General features: G+C 42.1%; 17 protein-coding genes. 2 read left to right on the top strand and 15 right to left on the bottom strand.

The annotated features are described in order from the left end of the window. Nucleotides 1–261: 261 nt before the first annotated feature. The gene (locus NQ117_RS00745; RefSeq protein WP_258276123.1) at nt 262–1,602 is read left to right on the top strand and encodes an aminotransferase-like domain-containing protein; all 1,341 of its coding nucleotides are present in this window, start codon (nt 262–264) and stop codon (nt 1,600–1,602) included. A 157-nt stretch (nt 1,603–1,759) separates the two neighbouring features. On the opposite strand, the gene NQ117_RS00740 is transcribed toward NQ117_RS00745, so the two are convergent. The 14 genes from NQ117_RS00740 to NQ117_RS00675 all read right to left on the bottom strand — a co-directional run bounded on the left by NQ117_RS00740 (nt 1,760) and on the right by NQ117_RS00675 (nt 18,295). Continuing rightward, a complete protein-coding gene (locus NQ117_RS00740; protein WP_258276122.1) occupies nt 1,760–2,614 on the bottom strand; it encodes a diguanylate cyclase domain-containing protein in 855 nt (284 codons plus the stop codon). Beyond that, a complete protein-coding gene (locus NQ117_RS00735) occupies nt 2,604–4,694 on the bottom strand; it encodes a cellulose biosynthesis cyclic di-GMP-binding regulatory protein BcsB (RefSeq protein WP_258278118.1) in 2,091 nt (696 codons plus the stop codon). The genes NQ117_RS00740 and NQ117_RS00735 overlap by 11 nt, the downstream gene beginning before the upstream one ends. A gap of 19 nt (nt 4,695–4,713) precedes the next feature. Then, nucleotides 4,714–5,964 (bottom strand): glycosyltransferase family 2 protein, encoded by a 1,251-nt coding sequence (locus NQ117_RS00730; RefSeq protein WP_258276121.1) that lies wholly within the window; start codon nt 5,962–5,964, stop codon nt 4,714–4,716. Nucleotides 5,965–5,974: 10 nt separating this feature from the next. After that, nucleotides 5,975–7,528 (bottom strand): hypothetical protein, encoded by a 1,554-nt coding sequence (locus NQ117_RS00725; protein WP_258276120.1) that lies wholly within the window; start codon nt 7,526–7,528, stop codon nt 5,975–5,977. A gap of 20 nt (nt 7,529–7,548) precedes the next feature. Continuing rightward, nucleotides 7,549–9,048, bottom strand: coding sequence for a glycan biosynthesis hexose transferase WsfD (wsfD, locus tag NQ117_RS00720; RefSeq protein ID WP_258276119.1), 1,500 nt, complete (start codon nt 9,046–9,048; stop codon nt 7,549–7,551). 27 nt (nt 9,049–9,075) lie between these two features. Further along, entirely contained in the window at nt 9,076–10,227 is a 1,152-nt protein-coding gene (locus NQ117_RS00715; RefSeq protein WP_258276118.1) for a hypothetical protein, read from the bottom strand. A 51-nt stretch (nt 10,228–10,278) separates the two neighbouring features. After that, the gene (locus NQ117_RS00710) at nt 10,279–11,259 is read right to left on the bottom strand and encodes a glycosyltransferase family 2 protein (protein ID WP_258276117.1); all 981 of its coding nucleotides are present in this window, start codon (nt 11,257–11,259) and stop codon (nt 10,279–10,281) included. A gap of 421 nt (nt 11,260–11,680) precedes the next feature. After that, nucleotides 11,681–12,391: a lysoplasmalogenase gene (locus tag NQ117_RS00705; RefSeq protein ID WP_258276116.1), complete on the bottom strand. Its 711-nt coding sequence runs from the start codon at nt 12,389–12,391 to the stop codon at nt 11,681–11,683. 120 nt (nt 12,392–12,511) lie between these two features. Then, nucleotides 12,512–12,949 carry a GtrA family protein gene (locus NQ117_RS00700; protein ID WP_258276115.1) on the bottom strand — a complete coding sequence of 146 codons (438 nt, stop codon included), beginning with the start codon at nt 12,947–12,949 and terminating at the stop codon, nt 12,512–12,514. A 40-nt stretch (nt 12,950–12,989) separates the two neighbouring features. Continuing rightward, on the bottom strand, nt 12,990–13,892 hold the full coding sequence (locus NQ117_RS00695; protein ID WP_258276114.1) for a Gfo/Idh/MocA family protein: 903 nt from the start codon (nt 13,890–13,892) through the stop codon (nt 12,990–12,992). Between the two features lie 213 nt (nt 13,893–14,105). Further along, nucleotides 14,106–14,699, bottom strand: a complete 594-nt coding sequence (locus NQ117_RS00690) for a beta/gamma crystallin-related protein (protein ID WP_258276113.1) — start codon at nt 14,697–14,699, stop codon at nt 14,106–14,108. 181 nt (nt 14,700–14,880) lie between these two features. Beyond that, the gene (locus NQ117_RS00685; RefSeq protein ID WP_258276112.1) at nt 14,881–15,549 is read right to left on the bottom strand and encodes an ABC transporter ATP-binding protein; all 669 of its coding nucleotides are present in this window, start codon (nt 15,547–15,549) and stop codon (nt 14,881–14,883) included. Further along, the gene (locus tag NQ117_RS00680) at nt 15,546–17,198 is read right to left on the bottom strand and encodes an ABC transporter permease (protein ID WP_258276111.1); all 1,653 of its coding nucleotides are present in this window, start codon (nt 17,196–17,198) and stop codon (nt 15,546–15,548) included. Before NQ117_RS00680 ends, NQ117_RS00685 begins: the two co-directional genes overlap by 4 nt. A 2-nt stretch (nt 17,199–17,200) precedes the next feature. Then, entirely contained in the window at nt 17,201–18,295 is a 1,095-nt protein-coding gene (locus NQ117_RS00675; protein ID WP_258276110.1) for a Fe(3+) ABC transporter substrate-binding protein, read from the bottom strand. Nucleotides 18,296–18,664: 369 nt separating this feature from the next. Here NQ117_RS00675 and NQ117_RS00670 point away from each other — a divergent pair, with 369 nt between their 5' ends. Next, nucleotides 18,665–18,958, top strand: a complete 294-nt coding sequence (locus tag NQ117_RS00670; RefSeq protein WP_258276109.1) for an RNA polymerase alpha subunit C-terminal domain-containing protein — start codon at nt 18,665–18,667, stop codon at nt 18,956–18,958. A gap of 68 nt (nt 18,959–19,026) precedes the next feature. On the opposite strand, the gene NQ117_RS00665 is transcribed toward NQ117_RS00670, so the two are convergent. Then, nucleotides 19,027–20,127 (bottom strand): Fe(3+) ABC transporter substrate-binding protein, encoded by a 1,101-nt coding sequence (locus NQ117_RS00665; protein WP_258276108.1) that lies wholly within the window; start codon nt 20,125–20,127, stop codon nt 19,027–19,029. Between the last annotated feature and the right edge of the window lie 13 nt (nt 20,128–20,140).

Genomic DNA, 20,140 nt, shown 5'->3' with positions numbered 1-20,140 from the left:
CTTCTCTTTGCTGCAAGGGAACGAGTGATTACAACACTTCCCTTATTCGTTATGTTCCACGATACAGCAAGTTGGATTGAGAGCCGAGCAGCAAATTGTGCAACTGTATCGATACAGTCACATCTGTTATTGCTGTCAGAAAGGAATGAGCATGGTAACATACATAATAGGAGACGAAAACGAATACCTTCGCTTTCCTTACTCAAACGGATTTACGTAAATGAATGCTAAAGGCTAAAGGGCATACATAGAGGAGCATTTATGAAAAAATATCAAGCGATTACTGCGGATATCGAATCTAAAATCAGAGAAGGACATTACAAATCAGGTCAAAAGCTACCATCCGTTCGCCAAGCCATCGGAATGTATCACTGCAGCCAAAGCACGATCACGCAGGCCTATACAGAGCTTGAACAACGCCATGTCATTTACACCATTCCGCAGAGCGGTTACTATGTGGTAGATCGATTCGGTTCAGATCAAAATCATAGAGGCAGTTTCAATGACGAGATTAACTTTTCATCTGCCTCTCCTGATCTTCATTTATTTCCATATCAAGATTTCCAGCATTGCTTGAACAAAGCAATCGATACTCATAAATACAACTTATTTACATATGGCCATCCACAAGGGCTTTGTTCGCTTAAGCAAGCACTCGTATCGCTGTTAGCGGACGATCAAATATTTGCACGCACAGATCAAATTATTTTGACTTCTGGCATCCAACAAGCATTAGAGATAGTAGCCAGAATGCCGTTTCCGAATCAACGCTCCACCGTACTTGTGGAACAGCCAAGCTATGATCTTTATTTACGTTACTTAGAAAGAGAAGGAATCCCGGTTCGCGGAGTGGCTCGGACCGCACAAGGTGTAGATTGGCAAGCCTTAGAGGAAGCATTCAGCAGCGGTGAGATCAAGTTCTTCTACACGATGTCACGCTACCAGAACCCGCTCGGCACCTCTTACAACAAGGAAGAAAGGCGCAAACTAGCCAGGCTAGCAAGCACCTATGATGTGTATATCGTCGAAGATGACTATATGGCAGATCTGGGTGTTGACCGACAATTTGATCCCATTTATTCGTACAATCAAAGTTCACACGTCATTTATTTGAAGAGCTTCTCAAAAATGATTTTCCCAGGCTTAAGACTCGGTGTTGCTGTTCTTCCTGAGCAGTTGGTACAAACATTCCAATCCTATAAAAGTTACGGCGACACTTCCCTTTTATCTCAAGCGGCACTCGAAGTATATATCCGAAATGGCATGTACCAACGCCACAAACAGCTTCTACGTAAAGAATACAGTATCCGTATGCAAGCTCTGCATGCAGCAGTTACGCGAAATAACGATAAAGGACTTGTACAGTTATCGGAAACACACTCAAGTATTTATACACAATTCAAGTTGCCACTAACGATCAATATGGACCAGCTCATAAAGCGACTTGACTCGAAGCAAATCACGGTCGCACCAGGGAATCCCTTCTACTTATCTGGCTGGCTGAAGCGGGAAAAATTTCTGCGGATGAGCATTTCCAGAACAACTGTCGAGCAGATTGAACATGGTATACAGAGCATTATGGAAGAACTACAACACGGATAAAGATGAACAACAGCCCACACTCAAAGTCAAGCACAGTAACAGAATCAATTCATCTATCACAAAAATCCCCTTTAAGTATTCATGCAGCAACGACATCATCACGATGCGTCAGCTGCATGGCCTAAAGGGGATTCATTATGTTCTTTATTCTGAGAACTTACACATCATACTCCAACTGTTTTCTTGCTTGGGCAATAAAGTCTAACGGTGTTGAAACCGTTTCAACCTCATACTCAACTGCGCCGATAATCAAATCCAAATCAATTTTGTATTTTCCTGTAGATTCAACCGCATTAAACGATGCTACTTTGTCCTTAATTCGATTGATGACGATATTAGCCCCTTCACGGTCGGTGAACAGCAACAGTCCCCATGTCGGATCATCGGAATTCAGCATATACAACGAATCATTCATCCGTATGCTTGTCTCACTTAATTTGGACAAATCGTAAATCAGATCTGACATTTGTTCTCGGCTAACCATCTGCTTCAATTCATCCCAATATCTTACCTTTACGACAAGCAGCGTAAGCTCGATTTGATATCGTTTGGATAGTGCCATAAATATCGTTGCGTCCTTTTGGAAGGAACGGCTGTTTTTCAAGTCTGTATTCTCATCCATCGTCGCTAACGATAGATTTTTCTTGAGCAGTTGCTCATTCTCAGCCTGCATCTTCTGGTTGCTAAACGTAATCATCCATGCAACTAGCGCAAACATAGGTGTCATAATGAGCCAGAAATAATGATGTCCTTCCAGCACACTTCCCTGCACGATCGTTTGATACAGCGTGAACGTACCGTAACCGAAAATAAACAGAACATTCAAGATAAGCCCGATTGTTAGCGACGTAAAGTACGTAATAATCGCAATAAGCAAAGCCACATTTAACAGAATGATATTCAAAATATAGCGGTTCGGGTCTCCCGCAATGAATATGATACTGACAAAAGTGATAACGATCCACAGCAAGAAAGCTCCATCGGACAGCAGACTACCTTGATTACGTTTCATCGTTCTGCCTCCGTTTCTTTCTATATTTGCGAATTATGAAAATAAGCGACACGAGAATGAGCACGATGATGAGCATAACAGCAACCATAAAGCCAAGCACATCGCTGCGCTCCATAATATTGCTCACGAGCGATTCTTCATTTTGCTCTGCCTGCATCTTGAAGCGATGGGCAAATACTTGTCCATCTTTATCTGTAGCTACACTGTCTCCAAATACTTTCCACTTCTGTTCTTCGCTGCCGAGCAGCTTGGAAGCTAAATAATAATATTCTGAGCTTGCTCCAGTAACTGCTAGAAGACCATGACCATCTTTGTAAGGAGACTCAATCAGTTGCAATGTTCCCAATCGTTTGCCATACTCCTGATCAATGCTCATCTTTTCATTGGAGATGAATCCCGCGCCATCCGCAGCGTATTGGAAATATAGTTTTGTATTCTGATCGCGGATTACTTTATTATTCGAGTGGCTGCCGATAGCAATGACATTGTAATTCGTCAGTTCAGATGAAGCCACTGTATCTTCAAAGAAATGAATATTGCCTGTGTTGCCTTCCGCATATTGCCCTAGAAGGTTAAACAGATTCGACAGCGCTAAATACGTATAGGTATCCCGCTCTTTTGGCATGACAACTGCAACTTGATTGAAGCTTCCATCGCGTAAGAACGGACTCGGATAATTGTTGAATAACAATTCTGTCTTGTCCTTAGTATTTAATTGCAGCATAGAATCCTTCGTAATGTACGCCCATGGCATCTCATCCTGCGGTCGGATACATACGCCACCCTTCATTTCCAAATCAAATGCCACCGTAACCATGAAGTTGCCTGAGATATCAAGGTTTTTAGGTATTGGCAATGTAAGCGTGTCACTATTGGCCAATTCAGAAGTCAACTTCTTGCTGCCTATTGGCTTCTCATTCACATAAACCGTCACCATAGAACGATCAAAGTCTAGATTTTTTGCATAACGCATGTCGAGACTAATTTTGCTTGCGTCTGCAATGGAACGGTTGGCCGGCAATGCAATAAAGTAGCTTTTCTCTTGACGCATAGGTCCTTTTAATTCATCGCCCGTCTCAGTCAATGTTACTTGTTTGCTTACGCTTACGGCAGGCGTATTTACATCCGTACTTTCTGTGATCACTTTTGAGCTTCCGTTCATTTGCATTATAAGCTCTTGATTGGCGATTAATCGTCCAGCTTTTACGAGCAATTCGGCATCTTGAGAAGTAACAACAAGCGTTGGCTTCCCATCCCAAGTCACAACTTGAATTAGTGCTTGTTTGCTTAAGTCCTGCTGCTCCAAAGAAGCTTTGAGCGTAGCTGGCAATTGATCATATAGTGCTACAGCTACGATCCATTGTTTATGATTCATCGATGCCGCATCAAATTTTTGTATCGGAATCGTGTCACTCTTCAGTCGATTGGATTTCGCGAAGCCTGACAATGCATGCACAGCTGCTTCCAGTTCCGTTGAACTGCTTTGTGCAGGTACTACAATTAGATTGGAATCAGCACGAACCGTGTCCATTCCTGTGAATCGCTCATTAAAGTCTCGTATGCTGCCGCTAAATGCTTCTGTATCGTACTTTACAGCAACCGTCGACGTCTTATAAATTTCCAACCAATTATCATGTCGATCTGGTGGTACACATATTTGATTATTAATAGACGTCTCAATACTACCTGTAACAGATAACGTGTTATTGCCCTCAACAAGTAATTCTGCTGGAACGACAACCGTTAACTGCTGCTTCGCTTGATCAGCAACCTTAGGCCGGAATGAATAGAACTTGGTTCCATTCATTGACAAAGTAACACTGGAGCGATCATTAATCGTTAACTGTGATGCTTTATAATCCAATGTTAAGGTTGCATTTTGGGCTTTCCAATAAGGCTCCGTTTGAAATTGAAAATGCTTGGATGTCATCACACCCGATAACGACGTGTTCGCATTCGTCATCGGCGTCTCATACACCTTCACATTGTTAACTTCAGCTGCAGCAACTTTCATCGGCTGAACAATCTGTACGAGCAGCATACATATACAAGTGATGCCGATAAGTAGACTTCTTCTCATCACACGCTTCTCTCCTATCTTAAAAACGTTCCGTTTTATACCATTTCGCTTCGCGTTTGAAAATTTGGTCCTTTATATACGCATATAATCCATACGCTGCTACGACCATCCACATTTGGCAATAGGACACATACATAAGCAGGATGATCCATAAGTTGGAGAGGCGCATCTCTCCTTTTTCCGTGATGATCGTAATGAATGTCCCCGTTACGAATAGCGTTATCGCAAGCAACCATAAGAACATACTAAGCCCAGCAATCGTTGTATGAACATAACCCAAAGCATGTAAGATGAGTAAAATATCAGACATCACTAACGACGTCAACAACAAGAAGTAGATCGATAAGAAGTATAAAATATCAAAACGAATTCGTTTCGCTGAGCGATTAAAGAGCAGCGGTATGTTTTTGACGATTACATAAATATTTCCCTTTGCCCAGCGAGTACGCTGCTTAAACCATACTTTTAGCGTTTGCGGCTCCTGTTCCCAAGTTACGGCCTTAGGCTGAAACTTAATCCGGTAGCCCATCATGTAAATACGGAAGCTGATCTCCGTATCTTCTGCGATTGCTTTGACATCCCATCCGCCAATCTCTTCGACGATATGACGACGCATAATAAAGTTGGTACCAGGAATGGTGCACAGCTTGAACAATTTCCATCGTCCTGCCTGCGCCATCCATTGAAACGATAAGGTTTCGATGTTAATAAATCGTGTCAGCAAACTCGCATCACGATTCCGCGTACGGAATTTGCCGATAACAGCGCCGAGCGAATCATCATTCATAATTTCGCCTACCAAATAACGCAATGCTGTTTTCTCAGGTGTATTATCTGCATCATAGATAGCAATTAACTCGCCTTTGCTGCGCTGGAACCCAATGTTTAGTGCATTGGATTTTCCTTTACCGCCAGTAACCTTATCCGTATTAATAACGATTAGATTCCGCCCAGTATAGCGCTCCTGCAAGTCTGCTAAGAGTTCGCTGCTATTATCGGATGAATTATCGTTAATAACGATAATCTCATATTTATCATGCGGATAGTCCAAGGCTAATAGCGACTCGACGGTCTTTATAATTACCATTCCCTCATTATGCGCCGGAACCATGATAGTAACGAAAGGTGCTTCTCCTTTGATTGGAGGCACCTCTTTGCCTTCACTCTCGATGTAATACAAGTAGCCTGCAACAATCAGTACCACATTGACTAGCAAGAGGGACCAGATACAAACCACGGCAATCATCATCAGTATATCTGCAATCGTCATAGCGGCCTCCTCATTTAAAATACTTACGTTTGTATAATCGGTGGCCAATGATGAAGAAGCCTCCAAACGCTACAATCGTCACCAGAATGATAACGATAAAGACTTTATTTTGGACATTAAACCAACGCTCGAAGCTCTTTTGTTCTTTAGGCTTGTACTCATATTCTTCACTAACTTCCTCACGCGCGCTTGCTAAGTCAATCAGTTGATCATTGATGTAGAGCGAGCCTCCACTAGATCGAATGGTATTCGCTTGCGTTGTCACGGTATGATCCCCATATTTCAAGTCAGCGAATGTTACCCAACTATCGCGAAGCCATTTCACAGCTTCATTCAATTCCTGCTCGTTATCATTGAAGTTGAATGTTATCGCTGTATTCATCGGAAGCTCTGTGAGCGCCGTTTCCTTGTAGTCAAATTGCTCCAAATATTCTAACCGTGAGCTATATAAAGTAGATGAAAATGACTTCGACGTATTGTCTTGCGCCTTGTGTTTAATCTCCTCATTTTGGAATAGAACTGCCGTATCAAATAGACCAAGTCCTGAGTTTGTAAAATATTGATCATAGGTCCAATACATTTCCGCACCAAAACCTAATGGAGCAACGCCCTCCTTGACCATTGCATCAATGAACAAGCCTAGGCTTTTATTCAAATCGCGCTCAAGCGGACTCAATATAGCGGATATTTCTGGCACGTTCACCACTATGTTTCCATTACGAGACTGCACATATTTCAACGTCTTAAAATATCGCTTCGTTGCCGGATAATCAAGATTGATTAAGATAGGTCTAACACTTACTACAAAAGGAATCCCAGCTTCATACAACTCGTCCGCCAACTGCTCCAATCGTGTCAAGTTAGAGAATGGATATATTTCTTTAAACACCACATACGTACTACTCTGTTCTGTCCATTCAAGCCAATCACGGAGCACGAAACCGATCGCAAGCTCACTCAAATTCCCTTTCTCAAAGTAAGGCACATAAGCTATCCCTTTATGAACGACTCCAAATGGAGACTGAAGGCCGCTTCTAGAAGAGATAAGCCCATAAGTAGTACCTTCATGCGCCGTGATATACGTAAGTGATTCTGTTTGGATTGCTTTCTGAGAGAAGTCGTCTATTGTCAGTTTAAACGTGTCTTCCTTTACTTGTTGCGTCTGTAAATTCAACTTACGCTGGACCATGGATGGTACATTCGTTCCAATATGTAAGTATTCTCCTTTGTACTGTGCAAAGTCTCTCTCAAAATCCAGATTCGTTATAGCTATGTCCGGTACATTATAAATCCCAATTACTTTCGTATACTGCTGCAGCTCACCCTTCTTATAGTTATCAAATGATTGCAGCGTAACCTGAACACTATAAGCAGCTAATACATGTTGAAGTGCTTCAACATTACCAGATTTTGCGCTCCCCCTAGCCAAGCTATCGTACAATAACAGAACGCGAACAGGCTTATTTCCCTCGGCATGAACCGAAGGAGCAGGCACGATCGTAATGATGACAAGCAGCATACTTATAAACAGCAGCAGTATTTTGTTTGTTGCTTTATACAACATGCCTTTCCTCCCTTCGTTCGTCATGTAGCTTCAATGGCAACATCTTGGTCACTTCGCCATAAATATCGACGAATAGCATCGGCTACTGCGACAAATGTCACTAAGTCAAACACCAGTGTAAATAAAAACTCATGCTTGGATAAATCCGCATCTCCTGCTCCAATAATGGAAACAAATATACCGGATAAACCGAGCAACATCATGCCAATAATGAGCGGCAACCGCTGGATGTGCCTCATATGCTTTTCCTTTACAGCTGTAATAAAAGATGGCATATACAGCCCAACAATGAGAATGACCCAAAGTATGACGAAGCCGAACGTTTTTGGTGCTAGCGCATGCTTTATATTGCTGTATAGGGAGAAGAACGTGGTTTGCTCTCCAAACTCCCTGCCCGCAGATTGCTCGTAGTTGCCCATAGCAGGAGGCCTTATCGTGAAGGCATGTTTCGCTGCAATATCCAGCATCTTAAATGCTTGACTTGGATTCGTCAGGTAATAAGCCAATATCGAGCCGAACCCATATTTGCTATAGAAATGATCCTCTAGTATTTTGGAGTCCACATCTACAGTTGTGAATGGTTCAAAGTATATGCTTTTATTTAGAACGGCATATTGCTTATCAATGCCGAAGGCTTTCAACGTTGCTTCTGGATCCTCTGATTCCATCAAAACACCACGGGTCATAGCGTGGTACGCGTTAATATTTACGAACTCTTTCGGAATTAACACGTAGGTTCCAATTCCCGTCAAAAATAAAGCCACGAGAATCGATGACATCCAAATACGGAAAGATCGCTCTTTACGTATAAATACGAGTACAACGCCAGTAACCGCGAGAATGACACCTACAGGAGCATTTTGCTGCTTACTCGTTGTTAGAATCAATGCGCTAATAAAAAACACGGCCATCAGTACATAATCGTTATAACGATTGCGATATAACAACAAGCCCGAAGCAAATAAAAACATAGTCATAATTAACATGATGCTTTCACTGAAGAAGGAATTGAAAAAAGCCGTATACGCCGTGTCTGCAAATATAAAAATGGCGATTAAGGCAATTGGGTAGCCGTATTTTCGAGGAACTTTCCAAGTTAGACTCTCGATAAGCAGATAAATAGCGACTGTGTACAAGGCAACAAAAATAATGGTTTGAAACCGAACGTCAAAAATCTGATCACTATAGAACAGTTCATTTAGCCAAATAGCTAAACGAATAAAATACGAATGTGACGAGAACAAAGCAGCTGCATGCTCATTAAAGTGCTGGAACATGCCATACTCTTTAACGAAATAGCCAAAGAAATGCGTTTTATAGTCAGGATTCAGAATATACAAACCGTTGCTATAAATAATTCGTGAGTAGTCTCCGTTATCTGCCATCCCGATATAAGGTGGTACAAACAAAGCGATTATCGTAACAATTAGAACTCCCGCAGCTGCGAGCATAGCCGGAGATACATACTGACTTAACGCAATGAGTATGCTTTTTACGCGTATGTTCACTCTCTCCGTCATCAGCTCTTCACCCTTCCTGTATTTCCATTAATGCGCATAGGCCAATAAAGCCATTAAATTATCAAATGAATATGCTTGCTGTGTGGCAGCATCCCCATATCCTCCATCAAGCTTCGTACCGCTATTACGGACTTGATATTGCTCCATTCGTTGAATGCTTGCTTTATACAAGTCCTCATCTCCGAGCTCAGATCCAATCATCGCAGCAATCGCGTATATAGCAGTCGATTGGATATCTGTTGTCGCTTTACCTTCTTTCGTATATTGCCCAAACAGCGTTCCAGCTTGCACCTGCTCTTTAATAAATGTAATGCTTGCTGGATTGTGCTGTTTCACTTCTACGAGCGATAATATGGTTAGCAGCGACTCAACTGTATTAATGCGTTCCGATTGATACGTCTCAGATTTATAGCTGTATCTCGTCTCGTAAAATGGGAATTGGTCAGATAGATAGCCTTTATGCATAATGTCGAGCATGTTTCGTTGCAATAACTCTTCTTGAGATGTTGAAATAGGCAGCAGTCCTAATGAAGTAAGGTCGATATAACATAACGTAATAAAGTCATTTGTCATCTTATACGTTTCATCGTAAAAATCATACAGACGTCCGTCTCTACTGTTATGATCGTAGAATCGCTTGCCGTATTGTTCAGCTTCCTTCGAATAACGTTTATTGTCAAAAGCAATGCTAGCCTCATGCAATGCACGTATGAGTCGAAGATCATCTACTGCAGCATTTAACGGATAACGTTTATTGTGCTGTGGACTATAACGATAACTAAATCCTTCTGACAAGTTAAATGTCTGCTTAGCACGATTCCACTCTGCATCGAAAGCCTGCTGCTGCCCTGTTAGCGCATAATAACGCATGAGCAACCCTGCAGACTCACTCAACACTTCATGCCCAGTCGCCACTTCCGCAGACTGATCCGTGTTACGGAAATTCGTAAATACACCGTATGTTCCTGTCAACTGCTTAGTAATAAACTGGTACAGCTGCTCTTCATTTGCTTGTGTATGCGGCTGATCCCCATAGCTCTCTCTTGGCAGCAGCGGAGCTGTCGTTACAGGCTTGTCAGGCTGAACAGGTTTCACAACCTGCTCAGAACGGTCACAGGATGTGAGTAATAGAATAGATAAAATAATTCCTGCACCCAACACCATTTTCTTGTTGTTCACCCCATTAAACCTCACCTTCGTGATTCAAAAAGGAATCATTGAGTGCTTCACCTACATAATAGAGGAAACCTTCGTATCCTTAGTCCTGTTGGATGGTTGCATTTGCTCAAAGTTGACTTCATTCTGCACAATATACAGAGGCCTATTCTTGCTTTCGTCATATATTCTGGCGATATATTCTCCAATAATACCTAGAGAAAGCATCTGTACGCCACTGAACAATGTAATAGCTACCATAATCGAAGTCCATCCTGGCTCTGTTGGAGAACCTAGCAGCTTAGCACATACAGAATAAATTAAAAGACCGAGTGCCAGTATAACAGTAACGAAACCAATACGCATAATATATTTCAGCGGCTTCGAGGAGAATGAAACAATGCCGTCCGTTGCGAATCTAATCATCTTCCGAAGCGGGTATTTGGTTTCCCCAGCAAATCGTTCATTCCGATCATACTCTACATACGTTTGTTTAAATCCAATCCAGCTTATCATCCCGCGAATAAAGCGGTTTTTCTCCGACATGCGGTTGAATATATGAGCCACTTTGCTATCAATCAGTCTGAAGTCGCCTGTGTCTTTTGGAATATCTACATCCGACATGTAATTGAGGAATCTATAGAAGTATTTTGCCGTTACGAGCTTGAACCACGTTTCTCCCTCGCGTTTCTTCCGTTTGCCGTAGACGATATCATAACCTTCCTCCCACTTCGCGAGCATGCTTACAATGACTTCAGGAGGATCTTGCAAGTCCGCATCAATAATAACAACTGCGTCACCGTTAGCCTTAGAAATCCCTGCAGTTACCGCCGCCTGATGCCCGAAGTTTCTTGCGAAGTCGATAATCTTTACGTTATAGTCGTTACTGGCTATACGAGTTAATTTTTCAAATGTACGATCTTGACTCCCATCATTGACAAAAATAAGTTCATAAGTATAGTTCGTATGACTCATTACTTCCGTCAATGTTTCATAACAATGTTCAATAACTTCCTCTTCGTAATAAGCAGGTATCACGACAGATATAAGTTTCACGTTATTACTCCTCTCATCCTTATAAAAATATGAATCTGGACTCACGATCTGGGTAAGTTCAGCTTTTCGTCATGCCTTCATAATTACAAAAATAATGCTTTATACCTATGATTATCAGCAATTATGTGAAAATGATCAAGGATAAATAATGTATAATCCTCTCATTATAGTTCTGTAGACTTAACAATTTCTGAACAAAATGATGTACCCATTGTAGTCCAATTCGAATCAGAAAATAAAAGGTAATACCTGTAACGTGAGCTTAAGCCTATTGCTGCGCCGTTCTTCCCTTGTATATATCCAAAAATGAAGGCTCTCCACTTCTATTGAAGATGGAAAGCCTCTCTATAAAATAATGGTTTCCAGTGATCGTTTATCCTCGGACAAGATATCGATAACAAAACATAAGTAGCAGCACCCGTTATTGCAACAGGTGCACGAGTGGTGCATACACGATACAAATTTGAGCGATCCCGTATGTAATCCATATCCATAAACGAGGATTTCTCAATTTTCTCCCACCGATATCGAACCATCCAATTAAGAAGTCAGACCATACAAATAACAAGCCACCTACGAGCGGAATCAGCCACAGACCTCCTACTGCCTGCCACAAGCCCGCCGCATATACTGCCGTGAAACCGACAAGCAGTCCATAGACCGCTGCTCCATTCACAATAGCTCGCGGTTGTGTAGGTACATTCAGAATACGTCTCCATACGTATAATTGCGTAACAATGAGAACCACTGCACTTACGATAAACGCCTCATTATAAATGGTAGAGCCAGTGGAATCAGCAATTCGAGTAAAGGAAATCATGTAGCATAGATGTCCAAGACCAAATGTGATCATGCCCCCAATAATCGGTTGGCGCCATGGCAACAAAGCAGCCATCGATAAATCTCCGATGAATGAAAGTGACATCCCGGCAGCCAGCCATACATAAGGAGTAGCAAAATCTGCCGATGCAGCTACGAGCCATGAGGTAATAACGAGCAGGCTGCTAAACAACATACAGAGCATCTTCGGGAACTTGCGCTGCCCCGAAACGTCTTGTGAAGCTCGAAACGCTGCAGTACCAATCGTGCATAACTGCGCAATCCCTACTATTATCCATATTGAATTATTCAAGGTGACTTAACCCTCCCAACATGTTAACCGATTCATTTTAAAACGCATGGGACTTAAGGTTATTTTAATAATTGAAATAAATGGTATTAATCATTGTATGCTTTGAACAGCACATAGTAGTTACAATGGCGTACTTCGATTCGCAAAGGTTATATATTTATGGCCAACATAATTAAATATCGTGAATAGGCCCGAAGCTATTAATATAGAAAGGTTCTCATACAGCAGTGGCGACATATACTGCTCAAAGCTCTCTGCCATTGTGATAATCCAATACCCTATATAATAGGCCGTGAAATAAGCTACGATATTAACACCAATAAACTTGATAGCCGTTGAGAAACTCGGCGTGGATGACTTCACTTGAAATGTATATTTCTTATTTAAAATATAGCTGCAAATGCCACCTATTACATTTCCTATTGCTGTAGAAGCCCAGTAATTCAAGGATACGACATTAAAAAAGATATAGATAGACGTTAGGCCAACTATCGTATTCATTACACCAACTACTAGAAATCTGGCAAACATAAACTTCTGAAAAAATGATTTCACCATATTTGTAACCTACTCCTGCTTATTAACTCTGCAAATGGATCTATGAAAGATCCAAAACGATCTTCTCGCACAGCTCGTGTGTACGTAAAGAACGTTCTCCACTCGTTTCAAATTCTTGTCCATTTCTAACACAAGTAATAAAATGATCAATCATATCGACAAAACCTCTCCGATACAACGTTGTCGTCCAATCACCGAAAGGCTGGTGCTGTTCAGTCTGATTTACAAATGCGGTCGTGTGCACCATGTTGTTGATTACAAACTTCTTTTGATTTCCCATGATCTCAAGACGTTCTTCTGTAACACCTGTCTGACGATGCATCATGCCAATAGCCGTAGTGCTCTCTGACGCTACATTCAAAATGACATAGTGCAGCAGATCTTCTTCAATTTTAGCTTGCACATTTATATCCAGCTTTGAATCACCCACATATGCGAGCAGCGTATCCACGACATGGATATAATCATCCAAAATTGTTGTTCTAATATCTGACAATGGGCCCGTTCTATTTTTCTGCAACAAAATGGTCTCTGGATGGTGTATTTCTGTCTTCAAATTCCGATACATCGGAGCAAATCGACGATTGAAGCCTACCATTATTCCAACACCACGTCGCCCAGCTAATGATACAATCTCTTCCGTTTCACGAAGTGTATACGCAATCGGCTTGTCTACAAATACGTGAACACCTGCTTCGATAAGCTCACGGACGATAATCGGATGGGCTTCAGTAGCCGCATGGACGAATGCTGCTTCAATCTTCGTAGCAATCAGTTCTTGTACAGAAGCACACTGATGTGCAACCCGATATTGCTGCGCAACTTGAGTTACAACCTCTTGATTGCGACTAGCAATTGACAATTCCACATCCGCTCGCGTTCCTAGAATGGGCAAGTACGCTTTCTTCGCAATATCACCAATACCGATAACTCCAATTTTCATAATGAAATGCCTCCCAAATGATGAGATAGTCAATAACATCATAACACTTTCAAGCTCTAAACAGGAAGAATGAACATTCCAACTGGCGGATAAGAAGTTCATTATAAGATTAATGCCAAAAAGCCAGCTGAATGAATATCATCCAACTGGCTTACCCCTGAAAAGTAAACTGGATACTGACCTCTGCTAAATACTACACGCTTATTACTGGAATTACTGGAATTGTAAACTGCTCGCTTGATTGTCCCACGTTTTGTTTGGCCATAAGAAATGATCGCCTAAGTTAGAATAGGTCTTGTCTTTTTGTAAGTAGATCGAACTGCCATGGTAATTTTCATGCTCGAATAAACGAAGTCCGTTGTAGCCAGTTGTTACTTTTACAGACGAAATTTTGTCACTCCAAACACCTAGATCTGTGGAATGATTACCCTGACGGACTTCTAAAACATCTCCGCCAAGGTTGATTAGGTCATAAAATTTAGATCTATCATGTGGTGGCATGAATTGAACACGAGGTTCTTCATTAAGACGTTCGATGTGCTTATCTGCATCTACTTTATTTGCATATCCGTATGTTTCACCATCACTCTCGACGACAGTGTGCCTTACTTGTGCAAGTGCAGCCTTGTACTTGGTTGCATCCGAAGAACTAATAGACACACCATTAAAAATGATATGCGAATTCGTGCTCTTAGCTGTAGGAGTAGTTGATTCTTTCGGAAGTGCTGATACAGAAGTGGCAGCAAGTGTCAACATAAGAGAAGAACAAATGATACCTTTCAATAATGCCTTGATCATTTTCATCATCCTTACAACACCTTTCTAAGTTTTATTATTACATCTGTAATTGTAAACTTACTTTTTCTAGAAAACAATTAAGGTTATGTTAAAATAATGTAAAGGTTTGTTAAAGATAGATATGAACAAAAAAAGCCAATCGAAGGCTCATACACCCTCGATCGGCCACAAACATCTCTAGATACAATCATCAACACCAGCAGCTATTGTTCTTACTATTTGCTACAATACAAAACTCCCGCTCGCAAATAGCTTCAATATCAGCTTGATCATGAGAAACGAACAAGCAAGTGATTCCTGCCTTTCGCAAAATTTGAAGCAGCTCTGTTCGAATTCCAGCTTTCAAGTGAGCATCCAAATTACTAAACGGCTCGTCCATAAGCAAAATAGATGGCTTAGGCGCAAGAGCACGAGCCATCGCGACACGCTGCTGCTGTCCACCGCTCAGCTCATGAGGAAATCGCTTCGCATACTCCGTCATCTGAACCAGCTCAAGCATTTCACGCAGCTGCTCCTTGCGTTCTGAGCGCTTCAGCTTATGAAGCCCAAACGCGATGTTGTCAGCCACATTCAGATGTGGAAAAAGCGCATAATCTTGAAACACCATACCTACACCACGCTGCTCCGTTTCCACCCAACATCTATCATCCATCATCACTTTATGATCGACCTCAATTATCCCCTTCTCGGGCTGCTCCAATCCTGCAATAATACGCAGTAAAGTGCTTTTTCCACTGCCACTTGCACCCACAATGCCTACGATTTCTCCCTTATTAATCGCAAAGGAGAGATTATCGATAATCGGCATCTGCCTTTTACTATAACGGAAGGTTAAGTTTTTAATAGACACAAACGTCATCTCATCTTCTCCTTTTCAATCTTCAGGATACACAGTACAGAAATAAAACTAATTCCGATCAGCAGCAAAGATGGCAGCGCTGCTTCATAAATTCGCTCATCAATGGCGTATTGGTACGTTCTTGCCGCCAGCGTGTTGAAGTTAAACGGCCGAAGCAGCATCGTTATCGGTAGCTCTTTTACAATTTCAACAAAGGTAAGGATGAATCCAGTTACAATTGACCCTTTCAGCAATGGTAGCTCGATCTTGAAAAAGGTCCTCGCAGGCCCGTGTCCAAGCGTTCTTGCCGCTTCCGAGTAGGTTCGCGGAATTTTGTCATAGCCCGTTTCGATCGCATTATAGCCTGTTGCCATAAATCGTATCACGTAGCCGGCTATGAGCATAAATAGCGATGTACTTAACCAAAGTACACCCTCCCCCATACCTAGAGAAGCATAAATGGAAGCTAACCATTCATCGAATTGGATACAGACAGCCAGCACTCCTATTGCAATAATCGCACCAGGTACCGCATATCCCACTGTCATCAATTTAGTAAGCAAATAGGCCGGCCATGAAGCCATCGTTCTCACCGTTCTTGCCGACAATAGTGCAAAGGTAAGGATGATAAATGTAGCAATGGCAGCGCCACTCAAGCTATTCAGCGTCAATTCGAACAGATCGGCAGTCCACATTTTCTCATACGTCCAAGTCGCCCATACGACTAACTGCACAACTGGAATGACAAACGATAACAAAAATACGATGATACAAAAGGCTGTGGCGCCAAATGCTGCCGCTCCCTTTAAAGGCTTCGGAGTTAGCGGTTTGTTCTGCTTCATCGACGTATTGTACTGCTGATTGCGCCGTAAATATCTCTCCAGTACGAATATCCCGATAATGACAACCATTAGCCATGCCGCTAGCTTCATCGCGGAGTCAACATCATACATACTGAACCACGTCTGGAAAATGGCTGTAGACAACGTCTGTACACCAAAATAGTTCGCCACGCCATAGTCGCTCAGCACTTCAAAGACAACCAGCATTAAGCCTGCAATAATAGCAGGACGTGAGATAGGAAGCACGACATTGAAGAACAAGGATAGTCGTTTATGTCCTAACAGTCTTGCATTTTCAATGTAAACCGCACTCTGACGCTCTAGAAACATTTTTGCAATCATAAACACATAAGGGAATAAGAACAACGTTAAAATAAACACGGCCCCTCGTGTTGACATGACCTCTATCGTGCCAGGAGTTACATGAATATCAAATTGATTGCGCAGTGTTGCTTGAATAAAGCCTGTATAGCTCGTCATCGTCGCATAGGTATAGGCCGCGATATAAGGCGGCACCGCTAACGGTAACATCAAAGCCCATCGGAACCATTTTCGCAGCGGAAACGTATATCCAACCACAAGCCAAGCGAGCACAACACCGATAGACGTAGCAAAAAAACCGGTGAATAGCACCAGTTTTATAGAGCCTATGACATAGTCAGTCAATAGGAACTGTTTTACGGTTTCCCAATTATCGTTAGCTGGCCGAATCAACCCAGACATCACATACAGGATGGGCAGCAGAATAACTGCTGCCCCTGTTAAGCTAACGATCGTCCATGCATTCATTCTGTTTCGCACATTGATGAAGAGACGTCGTTTGTTCATTTTTATTTCCAACCAACCTTATTCGCAATCTCAGCTGCTTTCGGATTTAGTTCACCATACACAGCAAAGTCCAAACCTTGATGCTTGAATGTGCCCCAGCTCTTCAACAATTCAGGCATTTCTGCCTCTTTGTTTACTGGGAATTCGAAGTTTGCTTTGGAAACCGCTGTTTGTGCTTCCTTAGCTGTTAGGAATTCAATCAATTTCAATGCATTGTCTTTATTTTTGCTATGTTTAACAAGTCCCGCGCCACTGATGTTCAGATGCGTACCCGTCGTTTGCTGGTTCGGGAAGAATACTCCGATTTTCTCTGCTACTTTCACTTCTTCTGGATCATCAGATACAGTCATACGGCCTACATAGTACGTATTCATAATCGCAACATCACCTGTACCAGCTACAACTGCTTTCGCTTGATCGCGGTCGCCGCCTTCAGGATCACGTGCTAAGTTAGCTGCGATGCCAGCTGCCCATTTCTCAGCTTCTGCTTCACCGTTAAGAGAAATAAGAGACGCTAGCAAAGATTGATTGTACAAATTCGTTGAAGAACGAACGAGCAGCTTGCCTTTCCATTTATCTGTTGCCAAATCTTCATACGTAGACAATTCACTTGGATTTACACGATCTTTTGCATATACAATGACACGTGCACGTGTAGACAAGCCTACCCATTGGCTGTCCTTATCACGCATATCCGCAGGAACTTGAGTATCAATCGTCGCAGATTGGATCGGCTGCAGCAAATCTGCTGTCTTCGCTGTATTGAGGATACCGCCATCCACTGTGATGAACAAGTCAGCTGGTGTGCTTGCACCCTCACGCTTCAAACGTTCGATAAGTTCTGGTGCTTTGCCTTCAATTACATTAACTTTGATACCCGTTTGTTCAGTGAACTTCGCATACAATTCAGCATCTACATCATAATGACGTGCTGTATAAATATTTACTTCGTTGCTCGTTTTGCTAGCTGGCTCTTTAGCTGCTTGTCCAGCATCTGGCGCTGCAGTCTTGTTACCGCCAACACAACCTGCCAACAAAGTCATAATCATGACAATGGTAAGCAGCATAAATGATTTTCTGAAGTTTCTCTTTTTCATTTCAAGTGATCCCCCTAGTCAGTATCTTACATTCATCGAATGAAGCTGGATTGATTATTCCAGCACATCGTTCCTAACATTATTGCTATCTTTCTCAGTCAATTCTCATTGATAATGATAATCATCTGCAATTTCTACTGTTACTATAACGAATGAAAATGTGAAAATGGTGTGAAAAGCAAAAAAATTACTCCCTATGCGAATCTTTTTGCAAGCGTTATGTTCCGATAGTTAAGTAGGTTTGATATCTACGAATGTACGTTCTATAATGGAAGGGTGAAAATAAGCACAGGAATCATTGGCTCATTGGGAGACAAATCAGCATACAATTAGCTGCAGTGGATACGAATGTAAAAGGAGATATTCAATATGGCGCCATCCAAGAAAACACTTAGAACTTGTGACAAGGGACACAATTATTATAAAAGTAGTGATTGCCCCACATGCCCAATCTGTGCGCAAGAAAGCAAACCCGAATCCGGATTTCTTTCGCTTCTTTCCGCACCTGCAAGACGAGCATTGGAGCACCACGGGATAACAACTTTGCAGCAGCTATCCACTCATAGTGAGAAAGAAATTTTAAAGCTGCATGGTATAGGTCCAGCATCATTACCTACACTACGGGCTGCTTTGCAGGAAAGTGGACTCTCGTTTAAAAATTAAAATAAGGACCTCATCCTCCCCTTTATGGCGGAAATTGAGGTCCTTTCATTAAAAATATCGAGAACGAATCATTTCCACCCTGCTTCTTGAAACAACTCTGCTACCTCTTTTTGATAATCACCAAGCTCAGCATAATTAATAGACTGCGCCTTAAACGATCCCCAGCTTTTTAGCAATGGAGGCATTTCTGCTGACTCATTAACAGGAAACTCATAGCTTTCATTCGACAGCAACGTTTGTCCCGCTTGACTCGTCATATATTCGATAAGCTTAATCGCATTATCTTTGTTCTTCGCATACTTCGTCAGTCCTATTCCACTCACATTCATGTGAACCCCAGTCGTTTGCTGGTTTGGAAAATAAACACCAAGGCCGCTAGCCGCTTTTACCTCTTCTGGTTTGTTGGCGTTGAGCATCTGTCCAATATAGTAACTGTTCATTAACGCGACATCCCCAACTTTATCAACGATAGCATACGCTTGGTCTCGATCACCGCCTTCCGGCTGACGAGCCATATTCATCGTGATTCCACTAGCCCATTGGCCCGCTTCCTCTATGCCGTTAAGCTTGATGAAGGATGCCAAAAGCGACTGATTGTACAAGTTGGAGGAAGAACGAACTAATACGCGCCCTTTCCACTTCTCGCTTGTTAAATCCTCATACGTGGACAACTCCTCAGGTTTCACCCGATCTTTAGCGTATACGATTACACGCGCACGTGCTGAAATAGCTGTCCAATGCTCGTCCACATCCCTCCAACGCTTATCTACTTGCTTAACAAGTGCACTCGAACGTATAGGCTGCAAGACATTATTTTGCTTCGCGGCTTGCAGCGAGCCACCGTCCACCGTTATAAACAAATCTGCTTCGGTATGCTCCCCTTCCCGTTTCAGTCTGTCGATCAACTCATCAGCGGTTCCCTTCACTTCATTTACTTTGATGCCTGTAGCTTTCGTAAATTGTTCGAACAGCTTCCTATCAACTGTATAATGCCGCGACGTATATACATTGACAACCGCCCCTTTGTTCACAGCAGCCTGTTCTCCCTTTTTAGCTAAGTTATCGTTTGTGTTCTCTCCCGTCTGATTCACCATCAAACTGATGCCACCGATCAAAAGGATGACCAGCACCACCAATGATATGGCTAAGACGAAAACTTTCTTATTCATTGGCATATACCTT

The organism is Paenibacillus sp. SC116, from assembly GCF_024733555.1.
Classification (GTDB): domain Bacteria; phylum Bacillota; class Bacilli; order Paenibacillales; family Paenibacillaceae; genus Paenibacillus_B.
Note: the sequence above shows the minus strand (reverse complement) of the source record. Positions and strands in the feature narration are given on the sequence as shown.